Annotated in this window: 21 protein-coding genes and 1 tRNA gene; 13 read left to right on the forward strand and 9 right to left on the reverse strand. The window is 66.6% G+C overall.

The features are described 5' to 3' along the window. The 4 genes from ACFWU5_RS26980 to ACFWU5_RS26995 all read right to left on the reverse strand — a co-directional run bounded on the left by ACFWU5_RS26980 (window position 1) and on the right by ACFWU5_RS26995 (window position 3,996). Window positions 1-1,392, reverse strand: a complete 1,392-nt coding sequence (locus ACFWU5_RS26980) for a sensor histidine kinase (protein ID WP_379269673.1) — start codon at window positions 1,390-1,392, stop codon at window positions 1-3. Window positions 1,393-1,465: 73 nt separating this feature from the next. Next, entirely contained in the window at window positions 1,466-2,158 is a 693-nt protein-coding gene (locus ACFWU5_RS26985; RefSeq protein WP_379241174.1) for a response regulator transcription factor, read from the reverse strand. Window positions 2,159-2,270: 112 nt separating this feature from the next. Beyond that, window positions 2,271-3,794 (reverse strand): trehalose-6-phosphate synthase, encoded by a 1,524-nt coding sequence (locus ACFWU5_RS26990; protein WP_379241549.1) that lies wholly within the window; start codon window positions 3,792-3,794, stop codon window positions 2,271-2,273. A 43-nt stretch (window positions 3,795-3,837) separates the two neighbouring features. After that, the gene (locus tag ACFWU5_RS26995; protein ID WP_379241175.1) at window positions 3,838-3,996 is read right to left on the reverse strand and encodes a hypothetical protein; all 159 of its coding nucleotides are present in this window, start codon (window positions 3,994-3,996) and stop codon (window positions 3,838-3,840) included. Between the two features lie 178 nt (window positions 3,997-4,174). On the opposite strand from ACFWU5_RS26995, the gene ACFWU5_RS27000 reads away from it, so the two are divergent. The 3 genes from ACFWU5_RS27000 to ACFWU5_RS27010 all read left to right on the forward strand — a co-directional run bounded on the left by ACFWU5_RS27000 (window position 4,175) and on the right by ACFWU5_RS27010 (window position 5,512). Beyond that, window positions 4,175-5,008 (forward strand): alpha/beta fold hydrolase, encoded by an 834-nt coding sequence (locus ACFWU5_RS27000; protein WP_379269657.1) that lies wholly within the window; start codon window positions 4,175-4,177, stop codon window positions 5,006-5,008. Window positions 5,009-5,125: 117 nt separating this feature from the next. Continuing rightward, window positions 5,126-5,362, forward strand: coding sequence for an MbtH family protein (locus tag ACFWU5_RS27005; protein WP_379239233.1), 237 nt, complete (start codon window positions 5,126-5,128; stop codon window positions 5,360-5,362). 78 nt (window positions 5,363-5,440) lie between these two features. Then, window positions 5,441-5,512, forward strand: a tRNA-Thr gene (locus tag ACFWU5_RS27010). Here ACFWU5_RS27010 and ACFWU5_RS27015 read toward each other — a convergent pair. Beyond that, complete coding sequence (locus ACFWU5_RS27015) at window positions 5,489-7,063, reverse strand: ArnT family glycosyltransferase (protein WP_379269658.1); 1,575 nt, start codon at window positions 7,061-7,063, stop codon at window positions 5,489-5,491. The two genes, ACFWU5_RS27010 and ACFWU5_RS27015, sit on opposite strands and share 24 nt — an antisense overlap. A gap of 223 nt (window positions 7,064-7,286) precedes the next feature. On the opposite strand from ACFWU5_RS27015, the gene ACFWU5_RS27020 reads away from it, so the two are divergent. Then, window positions 7,287-7,493: a hypothetical protein gene (locus ACFWU5_RS27020; protein ID WP_379241178.1), complete on the forward strand. Its 207-nt coding sequence runs from the start codon at window positions 7,287-7,289 to the stop codon at window positions 7,491-7,493. A 72-nt stretch (window positions 7,494-7,565) separates the two neighbouring features. Further along, complete coding sequence (locus ACFWU5_RS27025) at window positions 7,566-8,315, forward strand: SDR family NAD(P)-dependent oxidoreductase (RefSeq protein WP_379241179.1); 750 nt, start codon at window positions 7,566-7,568, stop codon at window positions 8,313-8,315. 52 nt (window positions 8,316-8,367) lie between these two features. On the opposite strand, the gene ACFWU5_RS27030 is transcribed toward ACFWU5_RS27025, so the two are convergent. Together ACFWU5_RS27030 and ACFWU5_RS27035 are read right to left on the reverse strand one after the other, a co-directional pair. Continuing rightward, window positions 8,368-8,793, reverse strand: a complete 426-nt coding sequence (locus tag ACFWU5_RS27030; protein ID WP_379269660.1) for an HIT family protein — start codon at window positions 8,791-8,793, stop codon at window positions 8,368-8,370. A 14-nt stretch (window positions 8,794-8,807) separates the two neighbouring features. Further along, on the reverse strand, window positions 8,808-9,185 hold the full coding sequence (locus ACFWU5_RS27035) for a PH domain-containing protein (protein ID WP_379239228.1): 378 nt from the start codon (window positions 9,183-9,185) through the stop codon (window positions 8,808-8,810). Window positions 9,186-9,379: 194 nt separating this feature from the next. Between ACFWU5_RS27035 and purD the strand changes: the two genes are divergently transcribed. Beyond that, window positions 9,380-10,663, forward strand: a complete 1,284-nt coding sequence (purD, locus tag ACFWU5_RS27040) for a phosphoribosylamine--glycine ligase (RefSeq protein ID WP_379269661.1) — start codon at window positions 9,380-9,382, stop codon at window positions 10,661-10,663. Between the two features lie 56 nt (window positions 10,664-10,719). Here the strand turns inward: purD and ACFWU5_RS27045 are convergent, their stop codons facing one another. Together ACFWU5_RS27045 and ACFWU5_RS27050 are read right to left on the reverse strand one after the other, a co-directional pair. After that, on the reverse strand, window positions 10,720-10,905 hold the full coding sequence (locus ACFWU5_RS27045; RefSeq protein ID WP_379269662.1) for a YegP family protein: 186 nt from the start codon (window positions 10,903-10,905) through the stop codon (window positions 10,720-10,722). Between the two features lie 82 nt (window positions 10,906-10,987). After that, the gene (locus ACFWU5_RS27050; RefSeq protein WP_379241183.1) at window positions 10,988-12,010 is read right to left on the reverse strand and encodes a M23 family metallopeptidase; all 1,023 of its coding nucleotides are present in this window, start codon (window positions 12,008-12,010) and stop codon (window positions 10,988-10,990) included. 160 nt (window positions 12,011-12,170) lie between these two features. Between ACFWU5_RS27050 and ACFWU5_RS27055 the strand changes: the two genes are divergently transcribed. The 7 genes from ACFWU5_RS27055 to ACFWU5_RS27085 all read left to right on the forward strand — a co-directional run bounded on the left by ACFWU5_RS27055 (window position 12,171) and on the right by ACFWU5_RS27085 (window position 20,380). Further along, window positions 12,171-13,334: a pyridoxal phosphate-dependent aminotransferase gene (locus ACFWU5_RS27055; RefSeq protein ID WP_379269664.1), complete on the forward strand. Its 1,164-nt coding sequence runs from the start codon at window positions 12,171-12,173 to the stop codon at window positions 13,332-13,334. 157 nt (window positions 13,335-13,491) lie between these two features. Beyond that, window positions 13,492-14,145 (forward strand): TetR/AcrR family transcriptional regulator, encoded by a 654-nt coding sequence (locus tag ACFWU5_RS27060; RefSeq protein ID WP_379241185.1) that lies wholly within the window; start codon window positions 13,492-13,494, stop codon window positions 14,143-14,145. A gap of 6 nt (window positions 14,146-14,151) precedes the next feature. After that, complete coding sequence (purB, locus tag ACFWU5_RS27065; protein ID WP_379269666.1) at window positions 14,152-15,573, forward strand: adenylosuccinate lyase; 1,422 nt, start codon at window positions 14,152-14,154, stop codon at window positions 15,571-15,573. Window positions 15,574-15,671: 98 nt separating this feature from the next. Then, the gene (locus ACFWU5_RS27070; protein ID WP_379241188.1) at window positions 15,672-16,091 is read left to right on the forward strand and encodes an HIT family protein; all 420 of its coding nucleotides are present in this window, start codon (window positions 15,672-15,674) and stop codon (window positions 16,089-16,091) included. 159 nt (window positions 16,092-16,250) lie between these two features. Continuing rightward, complete coding sequence (locus ACFWU5_RS27075) at window positions 16,251-17,180, forward strand: alpha/beta hydrolase (protein ID WP_379269668.1); 930 nt, start codon at window positions 16,251-16,253, stop codon at window positions 17,178-17,180. Between the two features lie 236 nt (window positions 17,181-17,416). Continuing rightward, the gene (locus tag ACFWU5_RS27080) at window positions 17,417-19,564 is read left to right on the forward strand and encodes a S9 family peptidase (RefSeq protein ID WP_379269670.1); all 2,148 of its coding nucleotides are present in this window, start codon (window positions 17,417-17,419) and stop codon (window positions 19,562-19,564) included. Between the two features lie 114 nt (window positions 19,565-19,678). Then, window positions 19,679-20,380 carry a DUF2334 domain-containing protein gene (locus ACFWU5_RS27085; protein WP_379269671.1) on the forward strand — a complete coding sequence of 234 codons (702 nt, stop codon included), beginning with the start codon at window positions 19,679-19,681 and terminating at the stop codon, window positions 20,378-20,380. Window positions 20,381-20,382: the final 2 nt, after the last annotated feature.

Raw genomic sequence — 20,382 nt, forward strand, 5'->3', positions numbered from 1 at the left:
TCAGGCGGGTTCGCGCGGTAGGCGGACGGTGAACGCCGTTCCCGTGCCGGGCGTACTGGTTACTTCGACGGTCCCGCGATGGGCGGTCACCAGGGCTTGCACGATGGATAGTCCGAGGCCCGTGCCGCCGCTGGTGCGGGTGCGTGAGCTGTCCGTGCGGTAGAACCGGGCGAAGACCTGGTCGGCTTCGGCGGGTTCCAGGCCGGGGCCGGTGTCGATGACCTCGAGGCGTACCTCATCGACGGTGGGGGTCAGGCGGACGGTGATCGACGTGTCGTCCGGGGTGTGGGTGCGGGCGTTGTCCAGGAGATTGGTGAGGATCTGGCGCAGACGGGGTTCGTCGCCGAGTACCTCCAAAGTGCCAGTGCCTTCGGCGATCTCGAGAGTGATCGGGCGGTGTTGCCCTTCGGCCGCCTCGACCGCGCGGGCACTGTGGACGGCATCCCCGGCCACCGCCAACAGGTCCACCGGCCCCAGTTCGACGGGCCGTTGGGCATCGAGTCGAGCCAGCATGAGCAGGTCTTCCACCAGCAAACCCATGCGCTGAGCCTCGTGTTCGATGCGGTTCATGAACATCGCCGGGTCGGTGGTCGCGCCCTGGCGGTACAGCTCGGCGAAGCCGCGGATCGTGGTCAGGGGAGTGCGGAGTTCGTGGCTGGCGTCGGCGACGAAACGGCGCATCTTCGCCTCGGATGCGCGGGCCGCGGTCTCGGAGGCCTCCGTCGCGGCGAACGCCTGTTGGATCTGGGTCAGCATGGTGTTCAGTGATCGGGACAGCCGGTCGACCTCGGTGTCGTTGTCGCGCACCGGAACTCGACGGTGCAGCTGTCCATCGGCGATCGCGGCAGCGGTCTCCTCGACTCGGCGCAGGGGGCGCAAACTGCCGCGCACAACGAAGTACGCGGCAATTGCCAAGGCGGGCAACACAATCGCGCCGACGAGCAACTGCAGCATGATCAGATTGCGGACGGTCTCGATGTTCTCGGTCAGCGGCAGCGCGACGGTCGCCTTCGCCTTCGGGGTCTGCAAGGTGAGCACACGCCACTGCACGGACCCGCCACCCACTGAACCCACCGTCACGGGGTGCGAGGCCGGAACGTCGGGCAGTGCGGGCAAGCCGGTGGTTCCTACGACATTGTCGAACCCGAAAAGCTGTCTGCCATCGGCACTTTCGGCACACAGGAAATACTGGCTCGGCAGCTGCCTGACGTCGTGCGAGGGCGGTGGTGGTGGCGCGGGCATACTCACCCGCCGCTCCCACTCGAGCGCGGCATCGTGCAACTGCTGATCGGTGCGATCCTGCAACGAGTTCTTCATCGCCGTGGTCACCACGAAACCCGAAGCGGCCAAGCCGAATCCAGCCATCGCGACCAGGATCAGCACGAGCGTCATCCGCAACGGGATCGCGGCCAGGCGCGCGCGCAACGGTGCCCTCACCCGCTCGCCCACCTGCGGAACGACGTCCTCACCGGCTCGACTCCCGCATCACATAGCCGACGCCGCGCAGCGTGTGGATCAACCGCTGCTCGGTATCGACCTTCTTGCGCAGGTAGGACACATACGTTTCCACCACACCCACCTCGCCGCCGAAGTCGTAGCGCCACACGTGATCCAGAATCCGCGGTTTGCTCAGGACGCTGCCCGCGTTCACCATGAAGTACCGCAACAGCGTGAACTCGGTGGGGGACAAGGCAACCGGCTCGCCCGCCTTCCACACCTCGTGGGTGTCATCGTCGAGTTCGATGTCGGCGAAACGCAACCGGGTTTTCGCGGGCTCCGGGCGACCCGCGCGACGCAGGATCACCCGCAACCGCGCCACCACCTCCTCGAGGCTGAACGGCTTGGTGACGTAGTCGTCCGCGCCCAGGGTGAGTCCGGTGATCTTGTCGTCGACCTCGTCGCGCGCGGTCAGGAACAGCACCGGCGCATCGATGCCGTCCGCGCGCAAACGGCGCAGCAGACCGAACCCGTCCATGCCGGGCATCATCACGTCCACGATCAACGCCTGGGGGCGGAACGTGCGCGCCCGGTCCAGCGCCTGGGCGCCGTCGGCCGCGGTCGCCACCTCGAAACCCTGGTAGCGCAGGCTCACCGCCAGCAGTTCGACGATCATCGGCTCATCGTCGACCACCAGCACCCGCGCCTCGGGCGTACTCATGCCGGGCCCGCGCAGTGCGTCACCACGCGGGCCGTCTGCTGGTTCATGCCCCTATGCTCCACCACCCCGCTGGGAAGTGGCTGGACCGAAGCTGTGAGGTCGCTGTGTGCCGTTACCGCTGGTCGGCGGGGAACGTCTGTTCGTCGCTCATCAGCGCCGAACCGGCGATATTGCTGTGCGACAGCGCGTCGAGGAATGCCCGCGCCCACCGTTCGACGTCATGGGTGAGCACCTGACGGCGCATCGACCGCATCCGACGGCGTTTGGTGTCGCGGTCATCGTCGAGCGCGCCGATGATCGCGTCCTTCACGCTGTCCAGATCGTGCGGATTGCACAGGTACGACTGCCGCAACTCCGCCGCCGCACCGGTGAACTCGCTGAGCACCAGCGCGCCGTTGAGGTCGCTGTGACAGGCCACGTACTCCTTCGCGACCAGGTTCATGCCGTCGCGCAGGGGCGTGACCAGCATGGCGTCGGCGGCGATGAAGAACGCGATGAGTTCGTCGCGGGGGATCGGGCGGTGCAGGTAGTGCACCACCGGGTAGCCGACGCGGGCGAATTCGCCGTTGATCCGGCCGACCTGGCGTTCGATATCGCCGCGCATCTTGATGTAGCTCTGCACGCGTTCGCGGCTGGGGGTGGCCAGCTGCACCATCACCGTCTCGGACGGATCGATGCGGCCCTCCTCCAGGAGTTCCTGTAGGGCGTTGAGTCGGATGTCGATGCCCTTGGTGTAGTCCAAGCGGTCCACGCCGAGCATGATGTTCTTGGGATTGCCCAGCTCAGCACGTATCTGTGCGGCTCGCTCGCGCACCGAACGACGGCGTGAGGACTCGTCGAGTTCGGCGGAATCGATCGAGATCGGGAACGCGCCGACGCGCACCGTGCGGAAACCGACCTGCACCACACCCAGTTTCGAACGAACACCGATCGTGCCGCGCGACGTCGGCTGACCGGCCAGTCGACGGGCCAGGTACAGGAAGTTCTGCGCGCCGCCGGGCAGGTGGAAGCCGATCAGGTCGGCGCCCAGCAGACCCTCGACGATCTCGGTGCGCCACGGCATCTGCATGAACAGCTCGACCGGCGGGAACGGGATGTGCAGGAAGAAACCGATGGTCAGATCGGGGCGCAGCATCCGCAGCATCTTGGGCACCAGCTGCAGCTGGTAGTCCTGCACCCAGACCGTGGCGCCCTCGGCTGCCACCTTCGCGGTCTCCTCGGCGAACCGCCGGTTGACCTCGACGTACGCGGCCCACCAGTCCCGGTCGTACACCGGGCGCACGATCACGTCGTGGTACAGCGGCCACAGCGTGCCGTTGGAGAACCCCTCGTAGTAGTCCTCGACCTCCGACGCCGTCAGCGGCACCGGATACAGCTCCAGCCCGTCCTCGATGATCGGTTCGACGTCGACATCGGGCACACCGCACCAGCCGACCCACGCGCCCTTGTTGGTGCGCAGCACCGGTTCCAGCGCGGTCACCAGCCCGCCGGGGCTGCGCTTCCATCGGGTGGTGCCGTCGGGCAGGCGCTCGAGGTCGACCGGAAGGCGGTTGGCGACGACGACGAAACCCGAACCCGATCCGGTCGGCTGTTGAGTTTCTTCGGACGGGCGGTCGTTGGACGGTTGATCGATCATGTGGTCCACTCACGCATCCTTCTGCGTCGCAGGGGGCGCTGTGTCAGGCGGGGGCGATGCCGAGCATCGACAACAGCATTCGGCACTCGTCGGCGTCGTCGGCGTGCGCGGCCACGACCTTCTGCGCCTGTCGGGCGGTCTCGTCGGCCAGCGGCTCGAGCTCGTCGTCGGCGATGTCGTTGGTGGTGCTCTTCGCGGCCATAATGGGTTCGTCCTCCCGGTTTCCCTACGCTCAACCTGCGAGTGCTCAATACTATCGGGCTCGGGCGGACAGCCGTTGAACTAGCGACGCGCACACCCCGCCCCGGTGCCGTGTCGTCGCGGTCCCGTTACCGTTGAGTCAGCAATTCGATCGACCCCCCGCACGAGAGGTTTGTTTCATGCCAGTGGCCACGGTGAACGGCATCGCACTGAACTATCAGGTCAAGGGCGACCGTACCAAGGGCACCGACGTGCCGGGTGGTGGTCCGCTGGTGGTCTTGATCATGGGGACCGGGTCGCCGGGTCGGGTGTGGGAGTTGCACCAGGTTCCCGCGCTGGTCGCGGCCGGTTATCGGGTGTGTGTGTTCGACAATCGCGGGATCGCGCCGTCGTACGAGGCCGCGGGCGGGATGCGGATCGAAGAACTGGTCGCCGACACCGCCGCGCTGATCGAATTCCTCGGCGAGGGGCCCGCGTTGATCGCGGGGACGTCGATGGGGGCGCGCGTGGCGCAAGAGCTGGCATTGGCACGGCCTGATCTGGTGCGCAAGGCGGTGTTCATGGCCGGGCACGGGCGGCTGGACCAGTTCCAGAAGACGTTGTCGGTCGGCGAGCAGGAGCTGGACAAATCCGGTGCGAAGCTGCCCGCCAAGTTCGACGCGGCACTGGCCGCGGTGATGAACCTGTCGCCCGCGACCATGGCCGACACCAACGCCGCACGCGACTGGCTGGACCTGTTCGAGTTCACCGTCGGCACCCCCTCACCCGGAATCCGGGCGCAGCGGGCCATGGATCACGACTTCGATCGGGTCGCCGCCTATCGCTCGATCACGGTGCCCTGCTTGGCAATTGGCTTCGCCGACGACCGGATGATCCCGCCCTACCTGTCCCGCGAGGTCGCCGAGGCGATTCCGGGCGCGCGCTACCAGGAGATCCCTGATACCGGTCACTACGGCTACCTGGAACGGCCTGAGGCAGTCAACAAAATCCTGCTCGACTTCTTCGCCGCCTGACCGCCGACCGGGTAACTGCCACCAGTAACATATGCCTTGCTAGTGTCGACACAACGCTCGTGGCTCTCCGGCCGCGCAGTGACCCCGTACACAGCGCCAGTATTCCAGTGAGGTGAAATGAGCACCAACCCCTTCGACGACGAGGACGGCCGCTTCTTCGTTCTGGTCAACGATGAAGAGCAGCACTCTCTGTGGCCCGCGTTCGCGGAGGTCCCGGCGGGCTGGCGTGTCGTGTTCGGCGAAGAGAGCCGGGCAGCGTGCGTCGAGTACGTCGAGAAGAACTGGACCGACATGCGGCCCAAGAGCCTGCGTGACGCGATGGCCGCCGACGACGCAGCCCGCGCCAAGTCCTGACCTGTTCGCCCGCCGCGTGACACCCGATCTGGTGTCACGCGGTGCGCGTTCGCGGCTATGATGGTCGCCGCAGTACCCGCCTCCTTAGCTCAGTGGTAGAGCACCGCTCTTGTAAAGCGAAGGTCGTCAGTTCAATCCTGACAGGGGGCTCAATTCGGTCGGTGGGGCGACCGTGTATCCCAGGCTCGGCCATGCTGTGGACATGGGGGTCAAGGGGTCACGGCAGATCCAGATGTCGATGTCGAAATTTTGGCCGCTGAGGCCTAGGGGGTCTCGGAGTTGGCGTGCCTTTGTGGTGTGGGCGAAGCCGGCTAGGAAGTCGCGTTGTTCGGTGCCGTGGTTGAAGCCGACGTACACGATGGTGGTGGCCGAGTCCGGTGGGGTGCCGAAGGCGGCGAAGCCGCGGTGGGGGCTGTAGACCGGGGGGATCCACCTGGACTGGCCGTAGTGGTCGAGGGCGCCGGCCTGGTTGTAGGCGGAGGCTACGACCACCGTGGTGGCTTGTTCGGCGGGGGGCAGGCGGATCGATACCTCGTGGACGGCGTCGGCGAGGGAGTGCCAGGTGTCGTTGCCGTAGTGCTGTAAGGGGAGCCAGGGGCTTTTCGGGTCGACGATCCAACTGCTCGGGTAGGGCAGGCAGGCGAGAAAGGCCAACAGGGCGGCGGAGCAGGCGGCTACTCCAGTGCATAAGCGCCGCAACATGATTCGTGAGTCGGCGTCGAACAGGGTGGACAGCATCGAAGCGCCGACGCCGAACAGCACGGGGAAGATTCCGGCGACGTAGTAGGACCGGCCGTGTCCGGCGATCACCATGATCACCATCAGCACCGCCGCGACCAGCAGGAACCGGTACTGCCGCAGATGCGGCGCGCGAACCAGGCCGTACATGCCCAGCAGGATCAACCCGCCGCCGATGAATCCGGGACTGATGATGATCGCCCCCAGGGTGCCCCACTGCCCGCCCATGGTCTGCGCGGTTTCGTGGGCGATGGCGTCGTTGGTCGCCAGCTGCGGCCAGTCGTGCGACGCCTGCCATAGCAGCGCGGGCAGCATGGCGGCGGCGAAAATCAGCAGGCCCAGCCACAGGGCGGGGCGACGCAGGATTTCGCGGGGGCCCAGGGTGAGAATGCTGAGGCCGACGGCGGCCGCCACCATCAGCACCAACCATTTGTCCTGCACGTCGATCGCCGCGACGACCCCGATCGCCACGAGCAAGCGGTCTCGACGGGTGCGTACCCATCGGACCAGCAGCCAGATGATCGACGCCTGGCACGCGATGTCGAAGGAGACACTGGTCAGTACGGTGAAGCCGAAGACAAGGGGGGACGTGGGAAAGGCTGCGGCGGCGAGCATTTGGAAGCGCGGGCGGGCGCCGCATTCATAGGCCACCGCGGCCGCGAGGATCGACACCGCGACCAGCAGGAGCAATCCGGGGATTCGCAGCGCGATCACCGAGCCCGGGGCGAGTAGATCGCACAGTCGCGCGATCAGCGGCACCAGCGGTCCGTTATCGACATAACTGACCGCCAGTCGCCGACCGCACGCGAGGTAGTACAGCTCATCACCGGCGATATGCAGCCGCGCCGCGGAGACCGACAACACCAGTGCCGCCGATCCGGATACCAGCGCGACGCCTCGCCAGGCGAACGACGGTCGCGCGACCGCCGTCTCGGAATCGGCTTTATCTGTAGTGAGGGTCAAGAACTTCTCCGCCGTCATGCATGGCCGTGGCCTGAGGTAAGGATGGCGGGGTATCGACCAGTCCGTTAGTTAAATACCATTATTTCATTTAACTCACAGGGGAATGGGGCAGGGGTCCGCCGGTTGCACAGCGCGGACGGGTCGGAGGTGCCGGTCGACCGGTCGGGCCTATCCTGACAAGGTCTGGCTGTATACCCGTCGAAACTGATCGAAGGGAATGACGTTGAGCGAACACAATGAATGGTCGCCCGCCGAACAAGCCGCCCACCTGCGGTCCTTGCTGACCGAGGTGATCACCGCGGCACGCCGCAACATCGGCACCGTGTCCGACCCGAAGGCGCAGGCCCTGTTCGAGACCACCGCCGAGGTGTGCGGCGGACTGTGCCACGCGTACGACGATTACGCGAAGCGGGAACCGGCCTGGCGATAAGCCCTGCACTACCGTGGCTGGTGAAGCTCATCCTGTTCTGTCCGCGGAAACGTCGAGATAGGGGAATGACGCATGGCTATGTATGACGTGGGTGGTAGGGCCGCGATCGTCAGCGGGGCCGGGTCGGGAATCGGGCGGGCGGTGGCCCTGGAATTGGGGATCAACGGCGCGTCGGTACTGGTATTCGACCTGAACGGGGACGCCGCGCGAAAGGTTGTCGGCGAGATCGTGACAGCGGGCGGAATCGCGGACGCTTTCGAAGGTGATGCTTCCGATCCCGACACGGTCGCTCGAAGTGTCACTGCCGCACAAGAACTCGGGCCTTTGCGGATCGCGGTCAACAATGCCGGTATCACCGGGGAATCCAATCCGATCGGCGAGTATTCGACCCAGAGCTGGCGCAAAGTCATGTCGGTGAATCTGGATTCGGTGTTCTACGCGTTGCGCGCGCAATTGCCGGTGATGGTCGCGGCCGGGGGTGGGTCGATCGTGAATATGGCGTCGATTCTGGGCAGCGTCGGGTTTCCCGGCTCGTCGGCCTATGTCGCGGCCAAGCACGGCGTGGTCGGTCTGACGCAGAACGCGGCGCTGGAATACGCGACGCAGGGCGTGCGCGTCAACGCGGTCGGGCCCGGCTTCATCCACACCCCACTGCTCGCGGACGACGCCGAGACCACGAAATTTCTGGCCGACAAACACCCCATCGGACGCCTGGGCACCCCGGAGGAGGTGGCGAACCTGGTGTTGTTCCTGGCCAGCGACGCGTCGACCTTCATCACCGGCAGCTACCAACTCATCGACGGCGGCTACACCGCGCAGTAAAACCGTTGGCGGCGTAGGAAATCGAAGTTCCGGTCTCCTACGCCGACGGAAATCAGGCGGGGACGTGGGCTCCGTAGCCGAGGTCGCGCAGGGCGGTTTTGATCTTGGTTTGGGCCTCGTCCAGGGATTGGGGGGCGGGGTCGGTGGTGGCGCCGGAGATGTCGAAATCGCCCATCGTGTAGGCGGGGAAGACGTGGGTGTGCAGGTGGGGGACCTCGAGACCGGCGATGAGCAGGCCGGCGCGGGGGGCGTCGAAGGCCACGCGCACGGCCTGGCCGATCTTCTGGGCCACGCCCATCAGACGCGCCATGACGGCGGGGTCGACGTCTTGCCACTGGTCGATCTCCGCGCGCGGCACGACCAGGGTGTGGCCCTGGGTGACGGGGGCGATGGTGAGGAAGGCGACGAACTCGTCGTCCTCCCAGACGAAACGACCGGGGATCTGACCTGCGATGATCGCGCTGAACACGGATGCCATACCGGCGAGCCTAGCTAGATCGACACGAAATGCGACAGGATGCCCTGCACCTCGTAGATGTCGACCTGACGGTTGAAACGCTGCTTGACCGGGTCGTTGCCGCTGCCGATCCAGATGTACAGCTCGGCGTCGAGGTCGAAGGTGCCCGCGGTTTCCACGGCGAAATGGCTGATCGACCGGTAGGGGATGCTGTGGTAGCTGACCTTGCGGCCGGTGACGCCCTGCTTGTCGACCATGATCAGGCGGCGGTTGGTGAACAGCATCGCGTCGCGGACCAGGATGAACGCGGCGTACACCTGCTCGCCCTGGCCGAACAGTTTCGCGTATTCCTGCTGGGCGGCGGCCGGATCTATGCGCCCGGCGTTGCCCATCATCCCGTCGAGCAGGCCCATGGTGTGCTCCTTCTGCGTCTGGGTTCCATTGTGGCCCAGAGGAATCGGGGGCGGAACAACTCCGCTGAACGGACAATGAACGGCGGATCGGTCGGGAAATCGACCGAAGTGGCGAACAGTGGTCGCTCAGCGTGGCCGAATCCGTGAACCAGGGGGCGCGCGGTGACCGACGACCTCGCGACTAATCTGAGCGGGTGCGCGTACTCGTCATCGGTTCCGGAGCCCGTGAACATGCCCTCGTCCTGGCGCTGCGCCGGGATCCGTCCGTGACGGCGGTGATCGCTGCCCCCGGTAACCCCGGCATCGCCCAGCACGCTGAGCTACGCCCGGTCGACCCCTGCTCCGCCGAGGACGTCGCCGCGCTTGCCGTCGAGACCGCCGCTGACCTGGTGGTCATCGGGCCCGAAGTGCCACTGGTGCTCGGTGTCGCCGACGCGGTGCGCGCGGCCGGTTTCCCGGTGTTCGGTCCGTCGGCCGACGCGGCGCGGATCGAAGGGTCCAAGGCATTCGCCAAGGATGTGATGGCTGTGGCCGGTGTGAAGACCGCGCACAGCGAGATCGTCGACAGCCCCGCCGAGCTGGACGCGGCGCTTGACCGCTTCGGCCCGACCTGGGTGGTCAAGGACGACGGCCTGGCCGCAGGCAAGGGTGTCGTCGTGACCACCGACCGACGCGCGGCCCGCGATCACGGCGCCGAGCTGCTCGAACAGGGACACCCGGTGCTGCTCGAGTCGTTCCTCGACGGGCCCGAGGTGTCGCTGTTCTGCCTGGTCGACGGCGAAACCGTGATCCCGCTGCTGCCCGCGCAGGACCACAAGCGGGTCGGCGACGGCGACGCCGGCCCCAACACCGGCGGCATGGGCGCCTACACGCCGCTGCCGTGGCTGCCCGACGAGACGCTGACCGAGATCGTCGAAGACGTGGTGAAGCCGGTGGCCGCCGAGCTGGTCGCGCGCGGTAGCTCGTTCTCGGGCCTGTTGTACGCGGGTCTGGCGATCGGCACGAACGGCCCCGCCGTCGTCGAATTCAATTGCCGCTTCGGCGATCCCGAGACCCAGGCGGTGCTGGCACTGCTGGACAGCCCGTTCGCCGAACTGCTGCACGCCACCGCGACCGGACGGCTGGCCGAAGTCGACGCACCGCGTTGGAAGGACGGCTCCGCGATCACCGTCGTGCTGGCCGCGGAGAACTACCCGGGTCGTCCGCGCACCGGCGATGTGATCTCCGGTGCCGACGACGGCGCGCTAGAAGGCGAAACCCTTGTGCTGCACGCCGGTACGGATCAGCGCGCGGACAAGGCGCTGGTGTCGGCCGGTGGCCGGGTGCTGAATGTGGTCGGTGTCGGTGCGGATCTCGCGCAGGCGCGGGAACGGGCCTATGCGCGGCTGGCGGACATCAAACTCCCCGGCAGTCATTTCCGGACCGATATCGGTGCGACCGAAGTTGTTGTTCCCGAACGCAATAGCGTCGCGGGGTAATTACACGCAGATGGTGATCAGCGGTATTGCACGCTGATCACCATCGAGCGAGGCGACTAGGTGACCGTGAGGTCGACGATTTCGGCGCCGGGGGCATTGGTCTGAATGGAGGCGATGCCCTTTTTGGCACCCTCCTTGCTTTCATAGCCCTGACTCTCGAGGACGATTTCACCGTTACCGGCCTTGAGATGAAAGTGGAATTTTCCGGCCTTGTCCACGAATACCTCGAACTTACCTGCCATGGTTGCCTCGCTTTGTTCGGAGGGAAACATTCGACAGGTTCCACAATAATTGCCCCGTGATGTTTCCGGTCTCAGCGTGATGTCAATCGAGACGCAATCCATGCACCGCGAGCCAGGCCTGCGGGTCCACATGTTGACCGTTTTGCACGATTTCGAAATGCAGGTGCGGGCCGGTGGAATCGCCGCGATTGCCGATGCGGGCGATCTGCATTCCGGCCGGGACCCGCTCGCCCTGGGAGACGAAGAAGTCGTACATGTGGCCATAGATGCTGATGGTGCCGTCGTCGTGCCGGATACGGACCCACAGGCCGAAACCCTGTGCCGGACCCGCCTCCACGACCGTGCCGTCGGCCACAGCGTAGATGGGGCTGCCGATGGGGCCCGCGATGTCGATGCCACGGTGCAGGGTGCCCCAGCGCGAGCCGAATCCCGAGGTGAACGCGCCCTTCGCGGGCAGGCTGAACCCGCCCACGGACGGCGTCGAGCCGGGCGTCACCGCACCGGGAACCACGGGGGCTCGCGTGCCCATCCAGTCCTGCCATTCACCTGATGCAGCGGCCGCCGCCTCCGCTTTAGCGCGTTCGAGCGTCGCGCGGGCTGCCGCGGCGACCACGTGCCCCTCGCGGCGCTTCTCGCCCGCGGCGATGGCATCGAGCATTCGGGTCACCGATTGGGGGTTGTGCTGCAGCTGCGGGGGATAGGCGATGGCCACGTGGATCGCCTCGCCGGGCGCGAGCGGGCGCTCGTCGGGCACCGCACCGAACTGCCCGTCGGCCGCCACGAACACCGCGACCGCGACCATCCCGGCGATGAGCACGCGCCGCTGCACCAACACCTGACGTGCCTGTTCGCGACTCGGCCTGCGCGCCCACAGCCCCTCGGCCTGCGCCTTGGGCCGACGCCAGAAGACCTTGCGAACCTCACCGCTTCGCAACTCACCGGCGATTTCCCCGACCACCGGATACCGCGCCGCCCACTCGGCCATCCGATCGCGCGTGGCAACCTTCGACGGCAACTGTTCGCGCCAATTCGCCTGCAGGATCCGGCCATTGACGCTGACCGGTCGACGACGGGGCGCATCGACATCCGTCGAGCGGTCTGCCACGGATTCGCCCCGCGCTGTCCGACTTCGCTTCATCTCGCCCCCGCGCCCCGGCCCCGTCGCGCCCACGTGGGTCGCGCCGGTGGCTGCGTATTCGCTGTCGGAGCCATTGTGCCGACCATATCTGTCGATGCCCGCAATCGGGTGCTCTACCGTTCCTCGGGTGTCCAGAGAATCGCGCCGGTCGGCCATTGCCCCTTTCTACGTGATGGATGTCTGGAAAGCCGCAGCTGAACGGGCCAGGTCGCACGGTGACGTGCTGGTGTTGGCCGCGGGGCAACCGTCCACGCAGGCGCCCGCGCCGGTGTTGCGTGCGACCAAGGCCGCGATCGATCACGAATTGCTGGGTTACACAGAGACATTCGGGATCCTGCCGTTGCGCGAGGCGATCGCGGGGCATCACAGCGAAACCTACGGGTACGACGTGCATCCGGACGAGGTGGTGGTGACCACCGGTTCGTCGGGCGCGTTCACGCTGCTCTTCCTGGCTGCCTTCGACCCCGGCGACACCGTGGTCGTGGCGCGCCCCGGCTACCCCGCCTACCGCAACACGCTGTCCGCGTTGGGCTGCACCGTGATCGAACTGGACTGCGGCCCGCAGACCAGATTCCAGCCCACCGTGGCCATGCTCGAGGCGCTGCCGGAGCCGCCGAAAGGCTTGGTCGTGGCCAGCCCGGCCAACCCGACGGGCACCATGATCGACCCGGCCGAACTCGCGGCGCTGGCCCGCTGGTGCGACGAGCACGGCACCCTGCTGATCTCCGACGAGATCTACCACGGCATCACCTACGCCGGCGCGAGCACACCGACCTCCTCGGCATGGGAGTTCTCCCGCGAGTCGGTGGTGATCGGCTCGGTGTCGAAGTACTTCTCGATGACCGGCTGGCGACTCGGTTGGATGCTGGCACCGGCCGACTTGCGCCCGGCACTGCAGCGGCTGGCCTCGAACATGACCGTGTGCCCGCCCGCGATCTCGCAGTACGCGGCGGTGCACGCTTTCGGACCCGAAGCCAAGGACGAACTGGACGGGCACGTGCGCCGGTACGCGCGCAACCGGGCGCTGTTGCTGGAGGGTTTGCCCGCGATCGGAATCACCGATCTCGCACCCGCCGACGGCGCTTTCTACGCCTATGCCGATATTGGTCATTTGACCGACAATTCCCGGGACTGGTGCGCGCGCGTTCTGGCCGAAACCGGCGTCGCGCTGGCGCCCGGTCTCGATTTCGACACCACAAATGGAAACCACACGGTCCGTTTTTCCTTCGCGGGCGCCACCGATGACATCGACGCAGCTCTGCGGCGTCTGGGACGGTTCCTGCAGCGCTGATTCTGTACTGTGTCAACAGTGATGTGCGACAACAACTTTGCGTAGTACGAACACATCTGTGCCGGGATACGGTAAAACTCAGTTATCCCGAATTCCCAGTGTTTCCCCGATGACGATTGCGCACGGTTGAACTGATGATGACTGGCATTGCTGCACGGTGACCACCGCAACGACTCCGAAAGGCGAACGACGTCGGCAGGCCCTGGTGGCGGCGGCGGCGCAGCTGTTGCTCGAGGGCGGCTTCGACGCTGTGCGACATCGTTCGGTGGCCTCGCGAGCCGATCTTCCACTCGCCTCGACCACCTACTACTTCGAATCGCTGGAAGATCTGATCGCGCGTGCCGTGGAGTTCAGCGGCGCGATCGAACTCGACGCCATGCGCCGCCGGGTCGGTGAGGTCAGCCACCGCAGGCGCGGCACCGACGCGACCGTCGACCTGGTGCTCGACGTGCTCGTGGGCCCCGTCGACGGCGACCTCGACGCCCGCGGCCAGCTCATCGCCCGGTACGAGCGGTCGGTGGCCTCGGCCCGGCATCCCGAGTTACGCGAGGTCCAACTGCGACTACGCACGCAGCTGGAAGAGCTGCTCGCCGACGTGCTGCGCCGCTGCGACCGCGTGGTGCGCCCGGAACAATTACGCAGGCTGGTGGCCGTGGTCGACAGCGCGGTGGTCGCCGCGCTGATCGAAGGTCACCCGCAACCGCGCCGCCCCGCCCGCGCCGGGCTGATGGAAATGATCGACATCGTCGCCCCGCCCGTGGTCCCGAACATGATGCCCTCCCAGGCCGAACGGGTGCGGCAATTAGACTGAAGCCTCGTGAGCCTCGTCCCGAATGTCCTCGCCACCCGTTACGCCAGCCCGGAGCTCGTCGCGCTCTGGTCGCCCGAGAACAAGATCGTGCTCGAGCGCAAGCTGTGGCTCGAGGTGTTGCGCGCGCAGGCCGAGCTCGGAATCGATGTTCCCGCAGGGGTTGTCGACGATTACGAGCGCGTGATCGACCAGGTGGACCTGGCCTCGATCGCCGAACGTGAGCGAGTCACCCGCCACGACGTGAAGGCCCGCATCGAGGAGTTCAACGCGCTGGCCGGGCACGAACACGTGCACAAGGGCATGACCAGCCGCGACCTCACCGAGAACGTCGAGCAGCTGCAGATTCGGCTTTCGCTGGAACACGTCTACAAGCACGGCATCGCCATCGTGGCGCGGCTGGCCGAGCGGGCCGCCGAGTACCAGACGCTGGTGATGGCCGGTCGCTCGCACAATGTCGCCGCGCAGGCCACCACGCTGGGCAAGCGCTTCGCGTCGGCCGCCGACGAGATGCTGGTGGGCCTGGCCCGCGTGCGTGAACTGCTCGAGCGGTACCCGCTGCGCGGGATCAAGGGCCCGATGGGCACCGCCCAGGACATGCTCGACCTGCTCGACGGCGACGCGAACAAACTCGCCGCCCTCGAACAGCAAGTGGCCACGCACCTGGGCTTCGCGAACGTGTTCACCAGTGTGGGTCAGGTGTACCCGCGTTCGCTGGACCACGATGTGCTGTCCGCGCTGGTGCAGCTGGGCGCCGGGCCGTCGTCGTTCGCGCACACCATTCGCCTGATGGCCGGCCATGAGCTGGTCACCGAGGGTTTCCAGCCGGGCCAGGTCGGGTCGTCGGCGATGCCGCACAAGATGAACACCCGCTCGTGCGAGCGCGTGAACGGCCTGCAGGTGATCCTGCGCGGCTACGGCTCGATGGCCGCGGAACTCGCGGGCGCGCAGTGGAACGAGGGTGACGTGTTCTGCTCGGTGGTGCGCCGCGTCGCGCTGCCCGACGCGTTCTTCGCCATCGACGGGCAGATGGAGACCTTCCTGACCGTGCTCGCCGAGTTCGGCGCCTACCCGGCGGTGGTCTCGCGCGAGCTCGACCGGTACCTGCCGTTCCTGGCCACCACCCGCATCCTGATGGCGGCGGTGCGTGCGGGCGTGGGTCGCGAGACCGCGCACGAGGTCATCAAGGAGCACGCGGTGGCCGTGGCGTTGGCCATGCGCGAGCAGGGTCGCGAACCCGATCTGCTGGATCGCCTGGCCGCCGACGACCGGATGCCCCTGGACCGTGCGGGTTTGGATGCGGCGCTGGCGGACAAGGCCGCGTTCATCGGGGCGGCGTCGGATCAGGTGTCTGAGGTAGTTGCGCAGGTACAGAAGCTGGTCGAGGCGAATCCGGAAGCCGCGCGCTACACGCCGTCGCCGATTCTGTAGTCCACACCCGGCGTAATCGACCACTTCGTCCTACTTTTCGCGGATTTCCGCGTGCGAAGCGGCGAAGTGGTCGATTACGCCGGGGTTACCGTACGTGAGTGAATCCGTACACGATCTTCGCCGACATCATCGCCGGGCACGCCCCCTCCTCGAAGGTCTACGAGGACGACGAGGTGCTGGCCTTCATGGACATTCGTCCTGTGACGCCCGGACACGTGCTCGTGGTGCCCAAGGTGCCGGCGCCGAGTCTGGCCGATCTCGATCCTGCCTTGGGGGGCAAGCTCTTTCAGGTCGGCCAGCAGATCGCCGCCGCTTTGCGCAGCAGTGAAGTCGCCGCGCACGGCGTGAATTTCTTTCTCGCCGACGGGGTTACGGCCGGACAGGAAGTCTTCCACGTGCACCTGCACGTGATCCCACGCACGCCCGGTGACGGTTTCGGGTTGCGTGCGCGTCCGACCTCGCCCGCGCGCGCGGATCTGGACTACCTGGCCGGCTCGATCCGGGGCGCACTCGGCTGAATTTCCGGGCGAAGCGGTCATTGCAAACCGGGGAGTTTGCTGAAGAAACGCCCGAAACGCCGAATGTCTTCAGTTCGTTGCCCTGTGGGTTACTTTGGACTGTCATTGGCATGCGGTTATGGAGGGTAGATCGTGCGTCGTATAGGTGTTGCTGCTTCAGTGCTGGCTATCGCTTTCGCGTTGATCGGACCGGCGGTAGACCCCGCCACCGCATCCGCCGCGGAGATCATCGGGGTGCACCAGATGACCCCTAATCGGACGGCCATCACCGTCACCTCGCCCGCCATGGGACGAAACATCGATCTACAGGTGCTGCACCCGGCGGGTGGTGGTTCACGCGGCACCTACTACCTGCTCGACGGACTCGACCCCGGCATCGGTCAGAGCACCTGGACCAATGCCACCGACGCCGAAGCCTTCTTCCGCGACAAGAACGTCAACGTGGTGCTGCCGATGGGCGGCCAGGCCAGCTACTACACCGACTGGGTCTCCGACGATCCGCGATTCGGCCGGTACAAGTGGGAAACGTTCCTCACCAGGGAACTGCCGGGCCTGATCGACGGCCACTTCAACGGCAACGGCGTCAACGCCATCGGTGGCCTGTCGATGGGCGGCAACGGCGCGTTCATCATCGCCGCCCGCAACCCCGGTCTCTACCGGGCCGTGGCCGGTTACAGCGCGTGCCCGGACATCGCGATGGCGGCGGGGGCGATGATGTTCTCCATCGCCAATCGCGGCGGCAACCCCGGCAACATGTGGGGCGCACCCGGCAGCCCGCAGTGGGCCGAGCACGATCCGGCCCTGATGATCGAGAACCTGCGCGGCAAGGCGCTGTACATGTCCACCGGTACCGGCATCCCCGGGCCGCACGAGACCAAGATCAAGCCGACCCTGGCGGAGAACATCTTCCTGGGCGGGCCGATCGAACTGGGCGTCAACACCTGCATGGTGGCGTTCGACCAGCGTCTGCGGGCCGCGGGCATCGGCGCCAAGATCGATTACCACCCGGTGGGCACGCACTCCTGGTCCTACTGGCAGGACGCGCTGCACCACTCGTGGCCGACCATCGGGCCCGCACTGGGCGCGTAGGCGACTTACGTAAAGCGTCAGGTCTCGAGAATCGCGACCCGGCTCGACGGCTGTTGCAGCCGGAGGGCCGGGTCGCGTTGCGTTCATGGGGGGGTATGGACGGATGGCCGGACCGCGCGGAATCGGCCGCATCGAACGCGTGGATCTACCCGTTCGACCCGTGGTGAGCGCGCTGCCGAGGGCGCGGGTGGCCGAGTTGGCGGGCCCGGTCGCAGTGTGGCGGCTACGGTGGACCAATGCCTGGCGAGAATGAGACTGTGTCGGCGCCGATCGCGAAGAAGGCGCCGTTCGAGCGAGTCCACCACGGGGATACGTTCGTCGACGACTACGAGTGGCTGCGGGACAAGGAGAACCCCGAGGTCATCGCGTACCTGGAGGCGGAGAACGCCTTCACCGCGGCGCAGACCGACCAGTTGCAGCCGTTGCGGGACAAGATCTTCGACGAGATCAAGGCGCGCACGCAGGAAACCGACCTCTCGGTGCCCACCCGCCTGGGCGACTACTGGTACTACTCGCGCAGTTTCGAGGGCAAACAGTACGGCGTGCACTGCCGCTGTCCCATCGACGCGAACGCCGAGGGCATCGACGCGTGGACGCCGCCGCAGCTCGAGGTCGGCACCGTCATCGAGGGTGAGCAGGTGCTGCTGGACAGCAATGTGCTGGCCGAGGGGCTGGACTTCTTCGCTCTCGGCGCGTTCTCGCTGAGCCACGACGGCAACCTGCTGGCCTACTCGGTCGACAGCACCGGCGACGAGCGGTACACGCTGCGGATCAAGGATCTGCGCACCGGTGAGCTGCTGCCCGACGAGGTCGTGGGCGCGGCGCCGGGGGCGACGTGGTCGCTGGACGGCACGCACATCTTCTATCAAACCGTCGACGAGTCCTGGCGGCCCGACACCGTGTGGAGGCACCGCGTCGGCACCGGTTCCGACGCCGACGTGACCGTGTTCCACGAGCCCGACGAGCGTTTCTGGGTCAGTGTGGGCGCGACCCGGTCCGAGAAGTACCTGATGATCTGGCTCGGTTCCAAGATCACCACCGAGGGCTGGATCCTGGAATCGGAGAACCCCGAGGGCGAGTTCCGGGTGCTGCTGCCGCGTCGCGAAGGCGTGGAGTACTCGGCCGAGCACGCGGTGATCGCGGGGCAGGACAAGTTCCTGATCCTGCACAACGACGTGGTCGACGGGGTGAAGGCGGAGAACTTCGTGCTCGCCATCGCGCCCGCCACCGACCCGTCGGACATGACCACCCTGATCGGGCATCGCGAGGACGTGCGGCTCGAGGATATCGACGCCTTCGCCAACCACCTGGTGCTCAGCTACCGGCGCGGCGCGCTGCCACGCCTGGCCGTGTGGCCGCTCACGGCGGACGGTTTCGGCGAGCTCACCGAACTGGACTTCGGGCTCGAATTGTTCTCCGCCGGTGCGGGTTCCAGCCCGGAGTGGGAGCAGCCGACGTTGCGCGTGGGGGTGACCTCGTTCATCACGCCGATGCAAGTGTTCGACTACGTGCCCGTCACCGGCGAGCTGATCCTGCGCAAGGAACAGCCGGTGCTCGGCGGCTACAACGCCGATGACTATGAGCAGCACCGTGATTGGGCGGTGGCCGCCGACGGCACCCGGATTCCGATCTCGATCATCAAGCGCAGCGGTCTGCCCGACGGCCCGAAACCGGTGCTGCTGTACGGATATGGGTCCTACGAGGCCAGTATCGATCCGTCGTTCTCGGTGTCGCGACTGTCGCTGTTGGATCGCGGCATGGTGTTCGCGGTGGCGCATGTGCGTGGCGGCGGTGAGATGGGGCGGCTCTGGTACGAGCACGGCAAGACGTTGATGAAGAAGAACACCTTCACCGACTTCGTCTCCTGCGCAAGGCATCTCATCGACACCGGGGTCACCACCGCCGACGAGCTGATCGCCGACGGCGGCAGTGCGGGCGGCCTGCTGATGGGCGCGGTGGCCAACCTGGCGCCGGAGCTGTTCACCGGCATCCTCGCCAACGTGCCGTTCGTCGACCCGCTGACCTCGATCCTGGACCCGTCGCTGCCGCTGACGGTGATCGAATGGGACGAGTGGGGAAATCCGTTGGCGGACAAGGACGTCTACGAGTACATGAAGTCGTACTCGCCGTACGAGAATGTCGAAGCCAAGGACTACCCGGCCATCCTGGCCATCACCAGCCTCAACGACACCCGCGTGCTCTACGTGGAACCGGCCAAGTGGGTCGCCAAACTGCGCGCCACCTCCACCGGCGACAACGACGTGCTGTTGAAGACGGAGATGACCGCGGGTCACGGCGGGGTGAGCGGGCGCTACGAGAAGTGGAAGGAAGTCGCCTTCGAGTACGCGTGGGTCCTGGACCGGGTGGGTCTGGCGAACGCGTGATGTAGAAAATGGACCCCGGCTGATTCTGTCGGGGTCCATTTCGCGTCGGAGAGTTCGCTGCCGCGTCATCGGCGGAGCACGTAGGTGTCACCTCGGAGTGTCACCCTGGGGTGTATGAACGCTGAGTTGATCGTTTCGGTGTCGGGGATCCGGGATACGACTCGTGATGCCGCGATCGAGTTCGCGGCGACGATGGACGAGCGGGGTGTGCGGCTGTCGTTGCTGGTCGCGCCGCGTTTGAAGGGGAAGTATCGGCTGGTCGACGATCCGGCTACGCAGTCGTGGTTGCGGGGGCGTCGGCTGGCGGGGGACGCGATCGTGTTGCACGGGTACGACCAGGCGGCGACCAAATCGCGGCGGGCGGAGTTCGCGGATCTGCCGCGGCACGAGGCCACGTTGCGGTTGAAGGCCGCGGATCGGGTGATGGAGCAGGTGGAGCTGCGCACCCGCCTGTTCGCGGCGCCGCGCTGGGACGCGTCCTCGGGTGCGCTGGCCGCGCTGCCCGACGTGGGTTTTCGGATGGCGTTCGGGCTCACCAGCATGCTCGACCTGGAACGTGATGTGGCGCAACGTGCTCGGGTGTACGGGATCGGCGAGGGGTTCCGGGCGGAGCCGTGGTGGTGTCGGGCGCTGGTGATGGGCGCGGAGCGAACCGCGCGGCGCGGGGGAGTGCTGCGGTTGGCGGTCTCGGCGGCGCAATTACAGCGGTCGGGACCCCGGCAGGCCATGTTCGATGCCGTCGACCTCGCGCGGTATCACGGTGCCCGCAGCGACGTGTACCGCTGGGAACCCGACGCCGCCGCAGCAGCTGCCTGACC

This window comes from Nocardia sp. NPDC058640, assembly GCF_042716995.1.
GTDB lineage: Bacteria > Actinomycetota > Actinomycetes > Mycobacteriales > Mycobacteriaceae > Nocardia.

Coding starts and splice junctions, on each gene's coding strand:
- ACFWU5_RS26980 (WP_379269673.1), bottom strand. CDS start 1,392: ATGACGCTCGTGCTGATCCTGGTCGCGATGGCTGGATTCGGCTTGGCC.
- ACFWU5_RS27035 (WP_379239228.1), bottom strand. CDS start 9,185: ATGGGCCTGCTCGACGGGATGATGGGCAACGCCGGGCGCATAGATCCG.
- ACFWU5_RS26990 (WP_379241549.1), bottom strand. CDS start 3,794: ATGATCGATCAACCGTCCAACGACCGCCCGTCCGAAGAAACTCAACAG.
- ACFWU5_RS26985 (WP_379241174.1), bottom strand. CDS start 2,158: ATGAGTACGCCCGAGGCGCGGGTGCTGGTGGTCGACGATGAGCCGATG.
- ACFWU5_RS26995 (WP_379241175.1), bottom strand. CDS start 3,996: ATGGCCGCGAAGAGCACCACCAACGACATCGCCGACGACGAGCTCGAG.
- ACFWU5_RS27005 (WP_379239233.1), top strand. CDS start 5,126: ATGAGCACCAACCCCTTCGACGACGAGGACGGCCGCTTCTTCGTTCTG.
- ACFWU5_RS27080 (WP_379269670.1), top strand. CDS start 17,417: ATGCCTGGCGAGAATGAGACTGTGTCGGCGCCGATCGCGAAGAAGGCG.
- ACFWU5_RS27085 (WP_379269671.1), top strand. CDS start 19,679: ATGAACGCTGAGTTGATCGTTTCGGTGTCGGGGATCCGGGATACGACT.
- ACFWU5_RS27045 (WP_379269662.1), bottom strand. CDS start 10,905: ATGGCAGGTAAGTTCGAGGTATTCGTGGACAAGGCCGGAAAATTCCAC.
- ACFWU5_RS27000 (WP_379269657.1), top strand. CDS start 4,175: ATGCCAGTGGCCACGGTGAACGGCATCGCACTGAACTATCAGGTCAAG.
- ACFWU5_RS27025 (WP_379241179.1), top strand. CDS start 7,566: ATGGCTATGTATGACGTGGGTGGTAGGGCCGCGATCGTCAGCGGGGCC.
- ACFWU5_RS27030 (WP_379269660.1), bottom strand. CDS start 8,793: ATGGCATCCGTGTTCAGCGCGATCATCGCAGGTCAGATCCCCGGTCGT.